Origin of the sequence: Kitasatospora azatica KCTC 9699, assembly GCF_000744785.1 — a bacterium.
GTDB classification, from domain to species: domain Bacteria; phylum Actinomycetota; class Actinomycetes; order Streptomycetales; family Streptomycetaceae; genus Kitasatospora; species Kitasatospora azatica.
On record NZ_JQMO01000003.1, the window covers coordinates 5,286,321 to 5,303,298 of the forward strand.

The 16,978-nt window shown below is 65.6% G+C and carries 15 protein-coding genes and 2 pseudogenes; 5 read left to right on the forward strand and 12 right to left on the reverse strand.

What is annotated here, in order from left to right; translation table 11 throughout:
• Positions 1–108: 108 nt before the first annotated feature.
• Entirely contained in the window at positions 109–1,341 is a 1,233-nt protein-coding gene (gene serS / locus BR98_RS33995; RefSeq protein ID WP_035851086.1) for a serine--tRNA ligase, read from the forward strand.
• Positions 1,342–1,360: 19 nt separating this feature from the next.
• Here serS and BR98_RS34000 read toward each other — a convergent pair whose 3' ends face one another.
• Positions 1,361–1,984 (reverse strand): HD domain-containing protein, encoded by a 624-nt coding sequence (locus tag BR98_RS34000; protein ID WP_035851089.1) that lies wholly within the window; start codon positions 1,982–1,984, stop codon positions 1,361–1,363.
• 234 nt (positions 1,985–2,218) lie between these two features.
• Here BR98_RS34000 and BR98_RS34005 point away from each other — a divergent pair, with 234 nt between their 5' ends.
• Together BR98_RS34005 and BR98_RS34010 are read left to right on the forward strand one after the other, a co-directional pair.
• Positions 2,219–3,634 (forward strand): helix-turn-helix domain-containing protein, encoded by a 1,416-nt coding sequence (locus BR98_RS34005; protein WP_157538067.1) that lies wholly within the window; start codon positions 2,219–2,221, stop codon positions 3,632–3,634.
• 119 nt (positions 3,635–3,753) lie between these two features.
• Positions 3,754–4,416 carry a 2'-5' RNA ligase family protein gene (locus BR98_RS34010; RefSeq protein WP_051970800.1) on the forward strand — a complete coding sequence of 221 codons (663 nt, stop codon included), beginning with the start codon at positions 3,754–3,756 and terminating at the stop codon, positions 4,414–4,416.
• 220 nt (positions 4,417–4,636) lie between these two features.
• Here BR98_RS34010 and istB read toward each other — a convergent pair whose 3' ends face one another.
• From istB to BR98_RS38660, 3 genes and pseudogenes are all read right to left on the reverse strand, one after another.
• The gene (gene istB / locus BR98_RS34015; RefSeq protein WP_035839004.1) at positions 4,637–5,458 is read right to left on the reverse strand and encodes an IS21-like element helper ATPase IstB; all 822 of its coding nucleotides are present in this window, start codon (positions 5,456–5,458) and stop codon (positions 4,637–4,639) included.
• Positions 5,458–6,726, reverse strand: a complete 1,269-nt coding sequence (gene istA, locus BR98_RS34020; RefSeq protein ID WP_035839006.1) for an IS21 family transposase — start codon at positions 6,724–6,726, stop codon at positions 5,458–5,460. The genes istB and istA overlap by 1 nt, the downstream gene beginning before the upstream one ends.
• Before the next feature lie 193 nt (positions 6,727–6,919).
• Positions 6,920–7,199, reverse strand: a pseudogene (locus BR98_RS38660) (transposase); the annotation flags it as partial.
• Between the two features lie 211 nt (positions 7,200–7,410).
• On the opposite strand from BR98_RS38660, the gene BR98_RS34025 reads away from it, so the two are divergent.
• Complete coding sequence (locus tag BR98_RS34025) at positions 7,411–7,968, forward strand: hypothetical protein (protein WP_157538069.1); 558 nt, start codon at positions 7,411–7,413, stop codon at positions 7,966–7,968.
• 271 nt (positions 7,969–8,239) lie between these two features.
• On the opposite strand, the gene ltrA is transcribed toward BR98_RS34025, so the two are convergent.
• The 6 genes and pseudogenes from ltrA to BR98_RS42725 all read right to left on the reverse strand — a co-directional run bounded on the left by ltrA (position 8,240) and on the right by BR98_RS42725 (position 13,481).
• Positions 8,240–10,033 carry a group II intron reverse transcriptase/maturase gene (ltrA, locus tag BR98_RS34030; protein WP_035851094.1) on the reverse strand — a complete coding sequence of 598 codons (1,794 nt, stop codon included), beginning with the start codon at positions 10,031–10,033 and terminating at the stop codon, positions 8,240–8,242.
• Between the two features lie 675 nt (positions 10,034–10,708).
• A pseudogene (locus BR98_RS34035) lies at positions 10,709–11,056 on the reverse strand (transposase); the annotation flags it as partial.
• Between the two features lie 390 nt (positions 11,057–11,446).
• Positions 11,447–11,989: a hypothetical protein gene (locus BR98_RS34040; protein ID WP_035851096.1), complete on the reverse strand. Its 543-nt coding sequence runs from the start codon at positions 11,987–11,989 to the stop codon at positions 11,447–11,449.
• A gap of 4 nt (positions 11,990–11,993) precedes the next feature.
• Positions 11,994–12,380, reverse strand: a complete 387-nt coding sequence (locus BR98_RS39910; protein WP_157538071.1) for a hypothetical protein — start codon at positions 12,378–12,380, stop codon at positions 11,994–11,996.
• Positions 12,364–12,813, reverse strand: coding sequence for a hypothetical protein (locus tag BR98_RS39915; RefSeq protein ID WP_157538073.1), 450 nt, complete (start codon positions 12,811–12,813; stop codon positions 12,364–12,366). The genes BR98_RS39910 and BR98_RS39915 overlap by 17 nt, the downstream gene beginning before the upstream one ends.
• A 239-nt stretch (positions 12,814–13,052) precedes the next feature.
• On the reverse strand, positions 13,053–13,481 hold the full coding sequence (locus tag BR98_RS42725; RefSeq protein WP_083977747.1) for a transposase: 429 nt from the start codon (positions 13,479–13,481) through the stop codon (positions 13,053–13,055).
• Positions 13,482–14,066: 585 nt separating this feature from the next.
• Here BR98_RS42725 and BR98_RS38670 point away from each other — a divergent pair.
• The gene (locus tag BR98_RS38670; protein WP_083977334.1) at positions 14,067–15,527 is read left to right on the forward strand and encodes a deoxyguanosinetriphosphate triphosphohydrolase family protein; all 1,461 of its coding nucleotides are present in this window, start codon (positions 14,067–14,069) and stop codon (positions 15,525–15,527) included.
• 97 nt (positions 15,528–15,624) lie between these two features.
• Here BR98_RS38670 and BR98_RS38675 read toward each other — a convergent pair whose 3' ends face one another.
• Together BR98_RS38675 and BR98_RS34070 are read right to left on the reverse strand one after the other, a co-directional pair.
• Complete coding sequence (locus tag BR98_RS38675) at positions 15,625–16,002, reverse strand: hypothetical protein (RefSeq protein ID WP_083977336.1); 378 nt, start codon at positions 16,000–16,002, stop codon at positions 15,625–15,627.
• 263 nt (positions 16,003–16,265) lie between these two features.
• Entirely contained in the window at positions 16,266–16,694 is a 429-nt protein-coding gene (locus BR98_RS34070; protein WP_035851123.1) for a hypothetical protein, read from the reverse strand.
• Positions 16,695–16,978 lie beyond the last annotated feature (284 nt).

A 16,978-nucleotide genomic window follows, 5' to 3' on the forward strand; every position in this document is an offset into this window, starting at 1 on the left:
GGTGGACTTGGGTGTGAATAGCTGATGATCAATCAATCATCAATAATCGCAGGGGCGGCAGTTGATATTGCGCTGCCAGAGTCGCCTGGATTCACTACACTGACCAGGGTGATCGATCTGAAGGCTGCTCGTAAAGAGCCCAACTACTTCCGTGCCGCCCTCGCCAGGCGAGGCGCTGCAGAGGACTTCGACGACCTGCTCGCGGTTGACGCGAGCTGGCGCGAACTTGTGGACCAGGTTGATCGGCTTCGATCGCAGAAGCGCCCCAAGGGCGCGCCGACCCCCGAGCAGATCGAGGACCTGAAGCGCCTCAAGGACGAACTTCGTGACGCCGAAGAGGGGTTGGCCAACGCGGCCGCCCGCCGTCAGCATCTGCTGGACAGGCTCCCGAATCTGCCGCACCCGACCGCGCCCGCCGGCGGTGAGGACGAAGGCGAGGTCGTCCGGACCTGGGGTGAGATCCCGGTCTTCCCCTTCACGCCCAAGGACCACCTCGAGCTGGCATCGAGGACCGGTTGGGTGGACATGAAGCGCGGAGCCCGGCTCGCCGGCGCGCGCTTCGCCTACCGGGTCGGGGATGTCGCGCTGACCGAGCAAGCTCTCTATCGCTTCGTGCTGGACCGGATCATCAGCAAGGGCTTCACCTACCTGCTGCCGCCGGTCCTGGTCAACAAGCGTGCGATGTACGGCACCGGCTACCTGCCGACCGACGAGACCAACCTCTACCGGCTGGACAAGGACGAGCTCTACCTGAGCGGCACCTCGGAGGTCGCGCTCGGCGGCTTCCACATGGACGAACGGCTTGAGGAAGACGAGCTTCCCGCTCGGTACACCGCCTTCTCGACGAACTTCCGGCGCGAGGCGGGCTCGGCCGGCAAGGACACTCGCGGCATGTTCCGCGTCCACCAGTTCGACAAGGTCGAGATGTTTGTGTTCTGCCTGCCGGAGCAGTCCGAGCAGATCCACGACGAGATCCTCGCGCACGAGGAGGAGATCATCCAGGCGCTGGGCCTGCCCTACCAGGTGGTCAACATCGCGGTGGGTGACCTGGGCAACCCAGCCGCGAAGAAGTACGACATCGAGGCTTGGTTCCCCGCCCAGGAGCGCTACCGCGAGGTGACGTCGTGCTCCAACACGACCGACTACCAGGCCCGCCGCCTGAACGCCCGGGTTCGTCGTGACGGCGGGACTGAGTTCCTGCATACCGTCAACGGCACCGGCATCACGGCACGGGCCCTGCTCGCAGTCATGGAGAACTTCCAGGACGAGCGAGGGGTGGTCGCGGTCCCGAAGGTGCTTCAGCAGTACGGGGCGCCGGCCACGCTCGGCACGGCTGACTGAGGTTCGGTGACACGGTAGTTCACCGAGCTGTCCGTCTGGTCCCCTCGGATCGGACGGACAGCTCGGCTGCGAGTTCAGCTTCCAGGACGTCGAGGAAGGAGTGGGCGTACGCGCGGCGTTCGACTGCCAGGTCCTTGCCGAGCCGAGTCCGGAAGACCGGCTGATCGATGAAGAACCTGGCGCGTTCGATGCTCTCCTCGTAGTGCTGCCCTCTTGCCCCACCGGTAGTAAACGCCTTCGCGATGCCGAAAGCGCCCACTGCCTCAAGGAAGTTGGCGTCGTGGACCAACTCCTCCTCCAGCAACATCGGCTCCTTGAGGTGACGTTCCAGGCTGATCAGGGCCTGAGTCACCTCCTCGGCGGGCCACCCGAGAGACCCGAGGAAGGCGGCGGTGTCCCGCCGAAACCCCGGATCATCAAGGTTGGGGACGAGTCCGTGGAAGCAGGCCAGGAAGTAGAGCAGGTGCAGTCTGGGTTGCTGGCCGTCACGCAGGGAATCAAGCCGGGCCAGGATGCGCTGGACGTGCACAAAGTCGTGAGCCGGGTCTTTGGCCGCGTAGTAGGCGCGGGCCTGGTCGGCGTACGGCTCCGGCTTGCACCGCGCGTCAATGCCACAGGAGTTGGCGCTTATCTCGACCTCCACCGAAGAAACGGCACGGCAGCCCAGCGCGGGACCGCATGCTGCTGCAAGACACGGAGCAATGCCAGTCGACGACAGATCAGAAGACTTGGCATCAGGGAGTAGGCCGACTGGGTGAGTCTCGTGTCCCGAGCCAGACAGCCGGGAAATCGTGCCGCTACCGGCCGGGGCGAAGGGCAGCTGTGGCAGTGTGGAACTCAGCGGTGTCATCCGGTCACGTACCGAGTGGGGTGGGGCGTGGAAAACGCGCAACAGCGATGCTGCACCGGCTGTGGAGCGCTGCTCAGCCGCTTCAACCAACGGCGTCAATGCGCGCTGTGCGAGCGCAGCATGGCACCCAAGGCCGACGCGGCGTTCTGGGCGGAACCCGAGGTCCTGGGAGCGCTGAGACGCTGGGACTTCGGAGCGGTGGTTCGTTTATATCGACGGCACACAGGGCTTCCGCAGGCGGCAGTGGCGCGGCTCGTCGGAATCGATCAAGCCGAGGTCAGCCGACTGGAAAACGGTCGCAAGACGATCCGCGACCGTCACCAGCTCCAGCAGTGGGCCAAGGGACTGGGTATCCCACCCGCCCTGATCGCGCCGCTTCCTGCGGAGTCGGCGGCGCTCGTGCCGGTGCGCGCCCAACACCGAAGGGCACCGGAGGAGGCAGCCACTGCGGGAATCTGGGACGATCCGGCGGTGATCGCGGATCAGTTGAGTGCGATTACCTCGGTGAACGTCGATACCGCCGCCCTGTCCCAGTTCGCTCGGTCCGTTGACTCGATCGTTATGTCCTACGAGACGGGCGGACCACAATCCCTCGCCCCGGTCGGGGCTCAGCTACGGTCCTCGCTACATACTCTGCTGAGCGGACGGCAGCATCCCGGCCAGCGGCAGAAGCTCTACGTTCTGGCTGCTCAGGCAGCCGGCCTCCTCGGCTATATGGCGGTGAACGCGGGACGGCCGGCGGCTGCCAAGGCCTACTGCGCGGAGGCGTTCCAGCTGGCAGAGGAGGTTCAGGACGTCGACCTGATGGCGTGGGTCCGGGGGACACAGTCCTTGGAGGCCTACTACGCCGGCCAGTACCGTGAGGCCTACGACCTCGCGGACGCGGGCGTCCGCCTCGCAGTCGGCAGCCCACAAGCCGTCCGACTGCTGGTCAACGGCAAGGCGCGCGCCCTCGGCAAGCTCCACGAGAGGCGGGCTGCGGAGCGGGCGATCGGGGAGGCTCTCGCACTGACCGAACGGGTCGGCACGCCGCTCGGCCTGACGCCGTGCATCTCCTTCGAGCCGTACGGCCTGGCACGCACGCTGGCCAACGCCGCGACCGTTCACATGGCGCTCGGCGATACCCCGAAGGTGCTCAGCTACGCTGACCAGGTCGCGCAGCACGTTCAGGAAGCGGACTCCGCCTGGAGTCGGGCCCTGATCGCCCTGGACGTCGCAGCCTCCCACCTTCACGGTCCGAACCCAGAGGTCGAGCAGTCCATGGACCTCGGCCGAGCAGCGCTGCACTCCGGTGGTGCGAACCCGATCCGCTCAGTCGTGCAGCGCGCTGCCGAACTTCAGCAGCTCGCGGCACCGTGGTCCCATCTCGATGCGGTGGTTGAGTATGGTGTGGCCCTCGCGCAGTGGAGGGTCCAGAAGGCCGCGTACATTGTCGAGGCATAGGCCCTGATCCTGAGCGAGCCCTCTGGCCGTGGACGAATAGAGCGTCGATGTACCCAGACACGCCCACACGACCCATCAGCTTCCCCGCTGACCCGCCGCCGTCGCTCACTGACCCCAGGGTGATCGCGGACCACGACTGGGCCGCCTTCTCCGCAGTGACCATGATGGTCAACCACTGGGACCGGCCTGGGAGATCATCCGGACGCCGTCGGCTCTACTGGTTCATTACCGCGGAGCAGGCGCCCGACGTTCACTCGCTGGCTGAGCGGTGCCAGCGGCAGCTCGCCCGGCCGGAACTTGATCACACCGCCGCCGACGGACTGCACATCACCATCAGCCGAGTCAGCGCGGCGAGCGAAGACATGCTGGCGACCGTAGCTGCAGCCGCCCGTGCGCGCTGCGCAGAGCTTGATCCATTCGTCCTGCAAGTCCTGCCCCTGGCAGGGTCTCGTGGTGCAGTGCGCTTCAGTCTCGCACCGTGGGGGCCACTCCTGCAGCTACACAGTGCACTCACCGACGTCGGCACTGCGGCCGGGGTGGCCACGGCCAAGCCGACCAGCGGCTTTCGACCCCACCTGGGCATCGCGTACTGCAACCGGCCGGTCCCGGCAGAACCAATCCAGAGGGCGATCACCGATCTCCGCCGCCTCGAACCTGCTGAACTTCCTGTATCGGGTGTCAAGTTGGTCGAACTTCGGAGGGAGAATCACCGCTACCGCTGGACCACGCTGGAGGAGATTCGTCTCGGTGGCGTCTCCGATGGAGCGAGGGACAAGCGTTAGCGGGGGAGCCCGGTGCAGCTGGCGGCTTGGGCGCAGCGCCGATCTCTCCCACCTTGTTGGCCCGTTGCCGCTCCCACTGCAGAGCGCCGGCGACGGCGCGTCCCCGGAACCGGGGCAGGGTCTCGGCTGACTGCTCCTACCAGTGTGTCGGCGGCGGCTGAACCGTGACCCACTTTGGTCGGTCGAGATCTGACCCTTTTCGCGTCGTCAGCGCTCGTGTTCAGTCGTTGTCGGTGGCGGGGACGCGACCGAGATCGCGGCCCCGCATGCGGTAGGACTCGCCCTTGAGGGAGTGGACCTCGGCGTGGTGGACGAGCCGATCGATCATCGCTGCGGCGACGGTCTCGTCACCGAACACCTCTCCCCAGCGCCCGAAGGGCTTGTTGCTGGTGACGATCACGCTGGCCCTCTCGTATCTGTTCGAGATCAGCTGGAAGAACAGGTTCGCGGCCTCGGCCTCGAACGGGATGTAGCCCACTTCGTCGACCACGATCAGCGGGTAACGGCCGAGTTTGATCAGCTCGTCCTGGAGCCGTCCTGTGTGGTGGGCGGCGGCTAGGCGGTCGACCCACTGGGCGGCGGTCGCGAACGCGACCCGGTGGCCGGCCTGGCAGGCCCGGACGGCGAGCCCGGTCGCCAGGTGCGTCTTGCCGGTGCCCGGCGGCCCCAGGAAGATCGCGTTCTCGCGGGCGGCTATGAAGTCCAATGTTCCCAGGTGGCCGAGTTGTTGGCGCGTCAGCCCGCGCAGATGGGTGAGGTCGAGTTCCTCGATCGTCTTGATCGCGGGGAAGCGGGCGGCGCGGATGCGGCCCTCGCCGCCGTGGCTGTCGCGGGCGGAGACCTCGCGCTGCAGGCAGGCGACGAGGTATTCGAGGTGGGTCCAGGACTCGGCCTGGGCGCGTTCGGCCAGCCTTTCGGCGGCGTCCAGCAAGGCCGGGGCCTTCAGTGCGCGGGCGCAAAACGCCAGGTCGGCTGCGGTCTGTCGCCCGGTGCGGGCCTGGCCGTCGGGCTTGGCCGCGCTGGTCGTGGGGGTGGGTGTCATCAGGGTTCCTCCTTCCCGGCGCCGCCCTCGATGAGGGTGAACATGCGGTCATAAGTCGCCAGTTCGCGTTGCTCGACCTCGATGCCGAGGCTGTCCGGGGCCAGCAGGGCGGCTCGGGCGGTGGCCGCGCGGGCGGCTTGCTGGCGGATCGCCTCGCCGCGAAGGAGCTGGGCCGCAGCTGCGTGCTCGGGGTCGGTCAGGGTCTGGTGGCGGGCCCAGCAGCGGGTGTGCCGGGCGACGACGTCGTTGCCCGCGATGACGCTGACCTCCTCGTTGTCCGCGCGGACCATCACGGTCTTGCCGATGGCGCGCGGGTGGACGGAGTAGTCGTTGGTGTCGACGCGGACGTAGTGGTCGCGGCCGATGCGGGTGTGGAAGCGCCACCAGCTGGGCGGCGACACAGGCGGAATCTGGAGCATCGCGGCCCGGTCCGCCTCCCAGCGGTCGATGGGCCGGGCGTCGATGGAGCGGTGGATCCGCCGGTTGGCGATCTGCAGCCAGGCTGCCAGCTGGGTGTTGAAGTCGGTGGGTCCGGTGAAGGTGCGGCCGGGCAGGAAGCTGGTCTCCAGGTAGCCGTTGGCGCGTTCGACCAGGCCCTTCGCTTCCGGGTCGCGGGGGCGGCAGAGGTGGACCCGGGTGGCCAGCAGTCCCGCGAACGCCGCGAACTCGCTGGTCAGCCTGCCTTTGCCGACTCCGGCTTCGTTGTCCCAGACCAGGGTCTTGGGGACGGCTCCCCAGCCGTCGGCGAGCAGGCGCCAGTGCCCGTCGATCAGGTCGCCGGTCTGGCGCGACGGCAGCATCCGAGCGGTGATCACCCGCGAGTAGCCCGAGACGATGACCAGAACCGGCGGGCGGCCGGACTGGCCGTAGCCGAGCGGGATGTCGACGGCCGGGAACCACAGGTCGCACTGCGCGAGCTCGCCCGGCTGGTAGACGGTCCGCGAGACCGGGTCGACGGGCAGGTAGGCCGGCCGCAGCTCACGCACTCGTTCCTTCAGGATCGTCAGCCCGCGGGTCCATCCGATCCGCTCGGCGATCACTGTCGCGGGCATCGTCGGCGTCTGTTTGAGCAGCTCGCGGATCGCGGGCTCGAACGCGTCGACCGCCGATCCTTTCAACGGACGCTGGTAGACGGGCGGCTGGTCGGTGGCCAGGGCCCGCTTCACCGTGTTCTTCGAGATGCCCATATGGCGGGCGATCGCCCGGATCGGCATCTGCTCGGCCCGATGCAGCCGACGGATCTCGGCCCAGTCCTCCACGTGGATCACCCTCTCCTCCTGACCCTCTATGAAGATCAGGATGATCAGACGATCGCGAGGTGGGTCACCTTTGATCCGCCGTTCAGCGGTCAGTTTTCACCCGTCGCCGAGACAGTGCTGGCTCCCGTCTACTCCTACGGGCTGTCCCGCAATTGATCTTTGACGCGTCTGCCGTCGTCCGGGTTCGGGCGGCGTGGGTGGGCTATGCGGCCTGGAGGAGGTTGTGCAGGCGGGCGATGCCGAGCATCGCGGCGTGGACACCGTCGCCCTTCAGGCGGCAGTCGCGAAGGATCTTCCAGTTCTTCATGCGCGCGAAGACGTGTTCGACGCGGGCGCGGCCCTGCTGTGGGAGTGGTTGTGCTGCTTCTTCCAGCCGCAGAGGTGACCGCTGGCGGGGCGGCGGTGCGGGATGACCAGTCCGGTGCCCTGGTCGCCTCGGCGATGGTGGTCGTCCTGCTCACCGCTGCGGCGGCGCCCGACTCGGTCTACGCCTTGCAGCAAACTGTCCCCCCGGGCCCTGGCCGAGATCGCCCGCACGGAAGCCACTCGCGACAGTTCCTGGCCCGGTACTACAGCGGCGGATCTTGCTGATGTGATCGCTTCGGATCGCTTGGGCGAAGGTGCGCGGGGAGGGGGTCTCCGCGTCGCTGGTAGTGGCTGATGGCGGCTGCGGTCTGGTGTTTCGGTTCGTCCGTGGTGCTGACGCAGAAGTTCGGCGTCGTCGTGGCGGATGACGAGGCCGGTGAGAGCCAGGAGGCAGGCCAGCGCGGAGAGGGTCAGTCGGATCATGGGACCAGGCTGGCGTGGTGGGCCACTTGTTGGTGGCGGGGGCTCCTCGGCGGGCGGGGCGTCTGCCGTCTCCTGGCCCGGAGCCGCTTCCCCACGCGGGAGTTCGGGGTCGGCGGCGAGGTGGCGGGCGCGCTGGACGGCCAGGAAGGCGTGGGCGAGCATCGTGCAGGTGATGCTGCGGTGCCAGGGGATCCACTTGCGGACCTGGTACTGGTCCAGGCCGGTGAGCTGTTTGGCCTGCTCGTTGTCCTCTTCGATCTGCCAGCGGATCCCGGTCTGCTCTATCGCGGCGCCGGCCGGGGTGGCGGCGGGGGCGTGGACGAGGAAGTAGGCGTATTCGAAGTCGAAGCGCCCGCCGGCCAGTTTCCTCTTGTGCTTGGAGCAGCCTATCGGCAACTGGTGTTCGAATCCCTCGGCGGGTTCCTGGTCCTTGACCCAGACGGCGACACGGTCCAGTCGTAGTACCGACGGCCCTTCGATCCTTCTCCGCAGGAGCGACGTTCCCACTGGTTGCGGCGTTTCGCGTAAGGCAGCAGGTGGTCGGCGCGCTTCATGGTGGCGGTGCCGGGCGCGGGCCATCCGGGTGGGCCAACCAGCGGCAGGTACAGGCGACGGTCGATAAAGGTGTGTCCGCCGGGTGCCGCGTAGGTCAGCATCAGTCGGGTAGCTCCGGCGCATTACTGCGCCGGAGCCCCCTCAGAACCGGGCATGCCCGCTTTCCGGGCACCACGGCTCAAGCAAGCCCTGGAGGCGTGCGGGCGTGCAGAGTTGATGTTGCGGGTCTGCTGCCAGCAGTGTTGAGCTGCTGACAGGTGGTGTGGACAAGACGGAGTTGTGTTCCGTCCGGCGTGCCGATCCCGTGGTAGGTGATCATCCGTTCGGTGATCGCCTGGCGGGTCGCCCGCAGCCATCTCTCCCACTGGGTGGGGTCGGCTGGCGGGCGTTCGACGGGCAGTAGCGGCCTGCGGCAGATCTGACAGCGGCCGTTCTGCGCGTTGAGCAGGCGCAAGGTGGCGCGGTTGACCAGCGAAGGTGCGCTTCTGCGCCGTCGATCGGCCCAGTACTCGGTCAGGTCGGGGTCGTCCGGGGACGCCCCGTTCTGGACCATCTGGTGTCGGAGGATGCTCGTCCAGGCGAATTTCAGCAGGTAGGCGCCGCTGTGGCGGTCGCCGAACACCCACTGGTCCTGCCGGGACTTGTTGAACCGGCCGAAGTAGCGGGCGGTGACCCAGTGCCTCGACTTGTTCGGGTGGGCGCGGGTGGCCCACTTGTAGACGAGCTTCCACATGTAGTCGTCCAGGGAGGCGAAGACCTCGCTGGAGACCACGTTCCGGTAGTAGGCCGCCCAACCCCGGATGATCGGGTTGAGCCGGTGCAGCACCGCCGCCGCGTTGGCCCCGTTCTGGGCGCGCATTTCGGTGCCGAGCCTTTGCCGGATCCGTTTGACGGCCTCGCGGCTGGGTTTGATCAGCAGCTTGCCGTGATAGCGGCGGACGGTGAACCCGAGAAAGTCGAAGCCCTGTTCGAGGTGGACGATGCGCGTCTTGTCCTCGTTGAAGGCCAGACCCCGGGGCGCCAGCCACTGGGCGAGCCGTTCCTTGACCCGTTCGGCCTGTTCCCGCGAGTGGCACAGGGCGACAAGATCGTCGGCGTATCGAACCAGCAGCGGGGAGCCCGGCATCGTGTCGCCAGCGCGGCGGCCCGTCTGCCGGTACTGCACTCCCGCGGCCGTCTCCATTCCATGCAGGGCGATGTTCAAGAGGACAGGGCTGATCACGCCGCCTTGGGGAGTTCCCTCCCCGGTCGGGGTGAGCTCGCCGTCCTCGACCACGCCGGCCTTCAGCCACCGCTCGACCGTTCCCCGGGCGGGGAAGGAGCCGAGCTGGGCGAGAAGGTGGGCGTGGTCGATCCGGTCGAACGCCGCCACCAGGTCCGCGTCGAGCGCCCACCGACGCAGGGCGCTCTTGCCCTTGGCCGTCCAGTAGATCGCCGCGATCGCGTCCTGGCAGCTGCGGCCGGGTCGAAAGCCGTACGACTTCGGCTCGAACCGCGCTTCCCACTCGGGTTCCAGTGCCTGTGAGACGCGGGCTTGCTGCACCCGGTCCACGATCACGGGAATGCCGAGCGGGCGCCTCTTTCCACCTGCTTTGGGGATGTACACGCGCTTGACGGGTCGGGCCTGCCACGGGCCGGTGCAGTGCTGGACCCAGTGGGCCAGTTCCGCCTTGCCCCGGGAGGTCAGTACGACCTGCCCGTCGACGCCCGCCGTCTTGCGCCCCGCGTTGATCTCCGTGACCCGCCGCACGCTCACCAGCGTGCTGGCTCGGGAACGGAGCATCAGTTTCTGCAAGTTGCGGACCTTCTTGAGGTCCCTTGCCTGCGACGCCGTGAAGATCCGCTGTCGAAGACGCCGTACGCTCTCCTCTTCGGCACGCCAGTCGATGGCGTCCCAGTCGGGGAGAGTGTCCTCCGGTCCGTTCACCGCGCGGACCGGCGGCGTCGCAACAGCAGTCGCCTCGGTCCTCATGGTGTCCAACTTGCCCTTCGGTTCCGGAATCCTTGATCAGTCACGTTCCTCACGGGCTCACCCGGCCCACGTCAGCTCCCTTTCGGGATCGGGCAGTTGCCCGTATCCGGTCAGTTGTGCGGGGCTCGGCGGAGGAGCCGATGGTCCGCCCCGGTTTCCTGCTGCCTTTCGGCGCACCGGCGTTGGCTTCTTGGGCCGTCCTGCTCCCGCTGGGGAGTTGGGCCTTCCTTGCGGTCGGCTGACCAGGCGACAAGTCGCATGGACCCCAACGGGGTTGTCACGTTCCACACGTATGAGATGCGACCGGGGTGGGCGCCCTCATTACCCCGGGACGGTGGTGTCCTCCCGGCCGACTCAGAGTCTGCGACCGGCACCTGCCGCTTCTCAGCGGCCAGTCCTGCACCCCACCACTGCATTCCACCTGCGGGGCTTGCCATCACGAGGCATCGTCGAGGGTTCATTCACATTCACCCGTCCGATCTTCTCCTTGCCTGTGACCTCCGAGTGGAGCGGAGGCCCTTGGGCTTCTTCCCGGAGCTTCGCACCCCGCCGTTACCAGCGACGCACGTCCGGGCGGAGACAGGCCATGGACACTGGCCCGGGGCTACGTCCTCGGCATCACACCGACCCTCCTTCCGACGAGCCCACTCACTACGTGCGACTTCGTGTCGCACCCATGACCTGGCAGTTGCGCACGTCGCCGGTGGCTCCGCAGTGCTGCCGGGCGACCCCGACGGACTTGGTCCCCTTCTTCTGTACCTGGGTGTCGTCCAGGACCAGCGACGCGGCCTGATCGCCCAGATGCTCGGCCACGTACGCCCGCAGTTCGGCCAGCAGCGCGTCTGCTGACCACGAGGCCGCGTTGAGGAACTTCCGGATCCGCGAAGGCGTGACATGGCCCGCCCGTGCGGCCATCGTCCACGCGTTCTTCCGACGCAAGTCCGACAGCAGACCCTCGACCAGGTCTGCGAACACCTCCCGGGGCTCCGGCCGCGCGAACAGATGGTCGAGCCCACCCAGCAGAACACCTAACTGCTGGGCCCACTAGCCGAAATGCTCCTCCGTCACATCCACCAGGATGACCGCTCAACGACAGAACCGATCAGCAGTCACATGATCTTCCGCTGTAGTACCTGCATCGACCAGATTGTGAATCAGCGGAGCCGGACCAGATCACCTGAGATTTCCAGCGGCCCGGCGTCTCAACTGATCTGGCCGTCGCAGATCAAAGCCCTACCCACAGACCAGATCCTTTGAGGCGGGACACGAGCGTGAATGCTTACGCGGGGCAAGAGTGTGGAGGTTGGGAAGATCGTCCTGCCGGACGGCGTCGAGCCACTCCGGCAGGTGCTCACCCTGGTGTTTGGTGAGCACCTGTGGCCTCTTGTGAGTCCGAAGACGTCCAGCAGCCGTTCAGCCCAACAGAAGCGCGGAAACGACGATGTTGGCCAGGTTCATCGCGAATAGAGTCGTCTTGTATGGCGTCAGAAGGTTGAGTCGGGTGACTCGGGTGCCAAAGCGACGAAGAGCTCCGCGGGGCGGCGGCAGATCGTCTGGATTATTGCGAAGCGCTGCGCCGGCGAGCTTCGTGGAAAGGAGGATCAAGGCCCAGATGGAAAGGGCCAGGAAGATCGCTAGGGGAACGCAGAGCCAGGCCTTCTTTTCTGCAACGCACACGCCGCCGACCACAATGATCGCAATGGCAGTGGACGCCAGCCCAGTAAGGACGGCTGCGGCATCGCCGGCGAGAGCGCAGATCGTCGCGATGAGCGGTATGACGACCTTCCGGCGTTGCTCTAGCGGGGGGAGGTCCAGCTCGCCCTCCTTGTCCTTCTCGGCCTCCTTGGAGAGAAGCTTGCTCCCGGAGCCGTCAAAGCTCCGCCCAACCACCTCGGTGAGCGCAAGCTGCACGAACGATGCGGCGGCCACAGCGATGCCCACGGCTCCGATGTGCATCGGATCACCCGACGTCGATGACAGTGTCGCAGTGCCGGGAGAACCGCTTGGGCGGCGGACTGCCTAGCGTTCCGCTGGTGTCGAGGTAGTCCGACCAGTCGGCGTCGGTCGAGATCTGATGACTGCCGTTGATCCCCGGCTGTTTCTTGAGATCGAAGGGTTCGCATCGGTGTCCCTGCGGACGAATCATCGCCCCGTTAGCAGCCGTGCCGCTTATCTGAAGCGAAGGGGCTGGCGGTGCCGACACGTCCACTCGGATGTGCACGTCGTACAAATTCGTCTGACGCCAGTTGGCCAGGGTGACCTTGTGCTTGCCGTCCGAGCTCGTGAGTCGGTCCGGTGATGTCTCGGCAATCAGGTTGACCTGAAGGCGATTATCCGAGGCCTGCATTTTCGTCGCTCACAATCCACATCGACGACATCTCGTAGGCGAGTCTGCCCACCTCGGCTGGATCTTCGTTGGATACGAAGAACTGGTTGTCGTCGAACAAACTCAGGTGTACCTGCTTGTCTGACTCGAAGAGCAGGCCGATGGACGAAAAATCGACCACCTGCAGCACCCATGGTGACACGGGCTGGCGGAACTGAGTAATCCTGGATGTAGTCTCCGAATCCTCGCGGAAGCTTGTCACCTGCACCTTTCTGATGAAGGAGGCGATGGATTTGCTGCTCAGTCTTATTCTTATCGCGCCAAGGGAGACGCCGCCCTCGGGTGCACGTTTTTCCAGTCGCGCCATGAAACTGGCGGTGTCCACAGGATCCGGCGAGGCCACCCCGATGACGCGCTGAGATCCGTTCGCGGTGTGGCAATCGACTTCGTACACGGCCACTGTGTGGGTAGCCTCGCCCGGGACGGTCCGCCATGGGGTTTCCAGCTCCCCTGGGGAGTCCTTGCGATCGCTGAGCCAGACCCGTCCCCAGTCGTAAGTCCGTGGGGCGCTTGTGACTTCCGGAAAGCTGCCTACAACATCGAGATTCCAGTTCCCGATGGCAGCAGCCCAGCGTGTATGGACGTGAAGCATGCCCACTCACCCGTGCTCTCTGAGTTGGCCGTTTCCCATCTTCAGGTTAGGTCTGCCCTGCTGTCGTGCGCGACCCGGCCTGACAGCGGCCACCAGGAATGGTTCTGATCCACTCTCTGCCACGAGTCGGCTGAACGCGGCGGCCAGTTCGTGGCGCCAGGGCCAGACGGCTGCGATCCGCAGGTACAGGCGACGGGCTCCGCTGGTGATCCGGGCGCTGCGTGCAGGATCCGGTAGCGGAGCTTCTTGGGCTCAGCGGTGGGGAATCCGCCCTCCAGTAGCAGGGTCCTGGCCCGGGCGAGCAGGTCGATGGCGGTCAGGGACAGCTCCAGCCAGGCCTGGTTGATGGCGAAGTGGCGGGAGGGGAAGCGGCCGAAGCGGGTGGTCTTGCCGCAGCGGATGTGGTCCTCGACCCTGCCGTGGGCCCGCTGGAGGGCCTCCAGATACTGGATCGAGCCGCCTGCGGCGATGGGCGTGTTGGTGAGGAATGCCTAGTGGCGCATGCCCTCGTCTGGTCGAACAGAGAGAGCTGCACGCCGGGGTAGGGCTGTTCGCGGCGCATGACGATGCGGGTGCCGCCTGGGTGGCCGGCGAGGTCGACCAGGCCGGTCCGTTCGGCGACTTCGGCGCCGACGCGCAGGGAACCGTCCTGTTCCAGGGCCGGGCGCCAGACACGGTCAGGCAGAGCGCGGATGCAGGCAGAGCGCGGATGCAGGCAGAGCGCGGATGACGGTGCGGACCTGGTCTGTGACGGTGTGTCCGACGGAGAAGGACGTGTGGGTCCCGCGTTTTCGCAGGGCACGTATGTGGGCGAGGAAGGCCTTGGTCTCGCACGCGCTGTCGGCGCAGATGAGAATGGGTGTGCCGTGTCGGTGGGCGTCGGGGATCTGGGCGAGGGCCCGGTCCTGGATTGCGACGAGCGAGCGATCCCCGCGCTTCTGCCGTACCGTTGGAAGTGATTTGCCCCCGTCTGTCGTCCGTCTGGAAGATCGGGACGGCCCCTCAAGGTTCACAGCCTCCTGCCTACGACAAGGGTTTGATGCACGCTGAGTGCAGTGACTCACGATTCGGGCGAGACCATGAGTACTTCAAATTTTCCAAAATTTGATGAGCAACGCTACTTGGATGAGGAAGACAGTGTTCCCTCCCCGGACTTCCGGTCAGCCTTCCAAAATGACCGTGACAGGATCTTGTACTCCTCGGCTTTTCGTCGCCTAGCTGGAGTTACTCAGGTCGCGGCGGTGCGTGAGCACCACCTCCTGCATAATCGCCTCACTCACAGCCTCAAAGTCGCCCAGATCGGGCGAAGGATGGCCCAGCAGCTGGTGAATGACCATGACCTGTTCGGCATAGAAGATAAGTCCTGGCTGGCGGACATCGTGGAGGCTGCAGGGTTGGCCCACGATATCGGGCACCCGCCTTTTGGTCACATTGCCGAGGCAGTCCTGCAAGAGGAATTAGCGTCATTTGGAGCCAGCTTTGAGGGGAATGCCCAGTCTTTCCGTCTCGTAACCCGGCTCGCCTCGCGCAAGAATGGCATGGACGGGTTGAACCTCACCCGAGCCACCTTGAATGCGATGCTGAAATATCCCCAGTACAAGCATGAAGTATCGGATGGTAGAAGTAGCCACGAGTGGCATAATAGGGGCTACGGTGTCAAGTGGGGCGTGTACAAGAGCGAGCGGGAGTGGTTTGAGTTCGCTCGCCTCAGCCCGCCGGCGGCGACGTCTCGCGACTCCGACCCGAAGGTCCGCTCAACTGCGGCGGCCCTGGTAGATTGGGCAGACGATGTATCCTATGCCATCCATGACGTTGCCGACTATTTTCGAGCGGGACTGATTCCTCTCGATATTATCCACCTTGAGAGTCATCTTCCTTCGAAAGGTCAGATGACACGGCGTGCGAGGTTCATTGAATTTGCCAAGAAGGAGCTAGGCAACAGATACAGCCAGTTCGATCCGGATCGCTTTGAGGATCAGTATGATCGACTCGTTGCCGATCTCAAGCTTGAGGAACCATGGTCGGACACGAGGGACGACCGGTATGAGCTTAACAGCGTCCAGCGAAAGCTTCACCAGCTGTTCTGCACTGGCGTGCGAGGGCTGGATCATCCCCCATATGTCGAGGTGGACATCGACCACCAGTATCAAGTAGAAGCATTGAAGCAATTCACTTGGTATTACGTAATCAAGCAGCCGAGTCTTTCTGTGGCCCAGAAGGGTCAAAGTGCGATCATCAAGTCCCTACTGGCCGAACTGATGGCAATGCTGGAAAAGTATGAACCCGCCTCGAAGTTCACCAGTCAAATTCCAAACTATCTTCGCAATCGATATGAAAGCGTCCTTGAGTTTGCTGCTCACAATCCAGGCGTGATGGCCACAGAAGAGTATTGCCGAGCCCGCACGGTTTGCGACTACCTCTGCGCCTTGACCGAGGATCAGACGATCGACCTGTACGAGAGGATCACGGGATACAGCGTCTCCCGTGGCTCGATCTTCGGCGCCTGGTTCCACTAGTACTACAGGGGCAGATCTTGCTTATCTGATCGGTTTGGATCGCTCGGGCGGAGGTGCGCGGGGAGGGGGTCGCCGCGTCGCTGGTAGTGGCTAGTGGCTAGTGGCTAGTGGCGGCTGCGGTCTGGTGTTCGGTTCGCCAGTGGTGCTGGCGCAGGAGTTCCTGGTCACTGTGGTGGACGGCCAGGCCGGTGAGGGTCAGGAGTCCGGCCAGTGCGGTGACGGTCAGTCGGATCATCGGACCGGTCTTGCCTGGACTGTCCTGGCACATGGTCACATCAGGTGCCGACGGGGGTGGGTCCTGGGGTGCGGGCGGGTCGGCGCCATGGTGGGTGTGGGCCGGTTCCTCGCACGGGAGTGCGGGCGGGGAGTTCAGGTGGTGGGCACGTTGGACGGCCAGGAAGGCGTGGGCGAGCATCGTGCAGGTGATGCTGCGGTGCCACGGGGTCCACTTGCGGACCTGTCCTCGGTGTTTCATGGGTGGCCTGAAGCTTGGTGACGCTGTGTGAGGTAATGAAAGAAGGTGCCGCCCGACCTGCGATGATCTGGCTTGTCTAGGGCTTGATCAACGTGAAGGCGGGGGCACCTCTTCGGTGCACGATACAGAGTGGTGCAAGGGCCTGGCCATGTCGGCCGACGGCCGGGGGCAGGTCGGGCACGTCGGCGGGGTGCACTTGCGGCTGCTGGCCGAGCGGACGGGGGTTCTCTGGGAGGTTCTCCGGCGACCACGGTGTCGATGCTTCAGTTGAGAGAACGCCACGACGATTTGTATCGCGGTCGGTCGTGCCGTATCAGCCAAGGGCGGTCCAGCCAGGGGCGGCTGAGGTTCGCGTTGATCAAGGTGATCATCGCATCGTCGGCTTTCTTTGTCTCTTGGGTCTTGTAAGCCGCAACGAGTTGACCGAGTGCGCGCAATGCATTCTTGCGGACGTGTTTCCGAGGGTGGCCGGCGGCCACCACGTGCAGCCGTTCACAGGCCTCGATGTACTTCGCGGTGAGGTTGGCGTGCGGGTCGTCGCGGATGGAGTCCAGGAGCAGGAGCGCAGGGCCGAATGCCTCAGCGTCGTTCCACTGTCGGCCGCGGAGCAATTGGTGATGGGCCGTGACGGCCGTGATCGATCCGCCGACTAGTACACCGAGTACGCCGCTGGCGAGGCTGCTCCAATCCATCACAGCTCCCATCAGACCGGTCCGCCGGGTTGCCATTGCGATCTTCGCTGACCGGGTAGCGCCGCAGTGTTCGACCATGGTTACACGGAGTGCCTTACCAGGGTGGTCGGCGCGCGGGTCGGCGGACGCCAGCCGCCGGGCGGGCTGCCCTCCGCTGGTCCTTCCTCTGCCGACCGATCGGGGGCGGAGAAGGCGGCCAGGAGAAGGCTCGATGACCTGTGGTGGGAGGTCCGCCTCGTCCATGAGGAGAGCGGTACCCGAAGTGGCAGCGGGAGTAGATGGCC

What these genes read in the sequence shown, in the direction of transcription:
- istB (WP_035839004.1), bottom strand. Translation starts at nt 5,458, where the DNA reads ATGACACCCACCCCCACGACCAGCGCGGCCAAGCCCGACGGCCAGGCC.
- BR98_RS34070 (WP_035851123.1), bottom strand. Translation starts at nt 16,694, where the DNA reads ATGGATTGGAGCAGCCTCGCCAGCGGCGTACTCGGTGTACTAGTCGGC.
- BR98_RS38675 (WP_083977336.1), bottom strand. Translation starts at nt 16,002, where the DNA reads ATGAAACACCGAGGACAGGTCCGCAAGTGGACCCCGTGGCACCGCAGC.
- BR98_RS34040 (WP_035851096.1), bottom strand. Translation starts at nt 11,989, where the DNA reads ATGCACATCGGAGCCGTGGGCATCGCTGTGGCCGCCGCATCGTTCGTG.
- BR98_RS39910 (WP_157538071.1), bottom strand. Translation starts at nt 12,380, where the DNA reads ATGCAGGCCTCGGATAATCGCCTTCAGGTCAACCTGATTGCCGAGACA.
- ltrA (WP_035851094.1), bottom strand. Translation starts at nt 10,033, where the DNA reads ATGAGGACCGAGGCGACTGCTGTTGCGACGCCGCCGGTCCGCGCGGTG.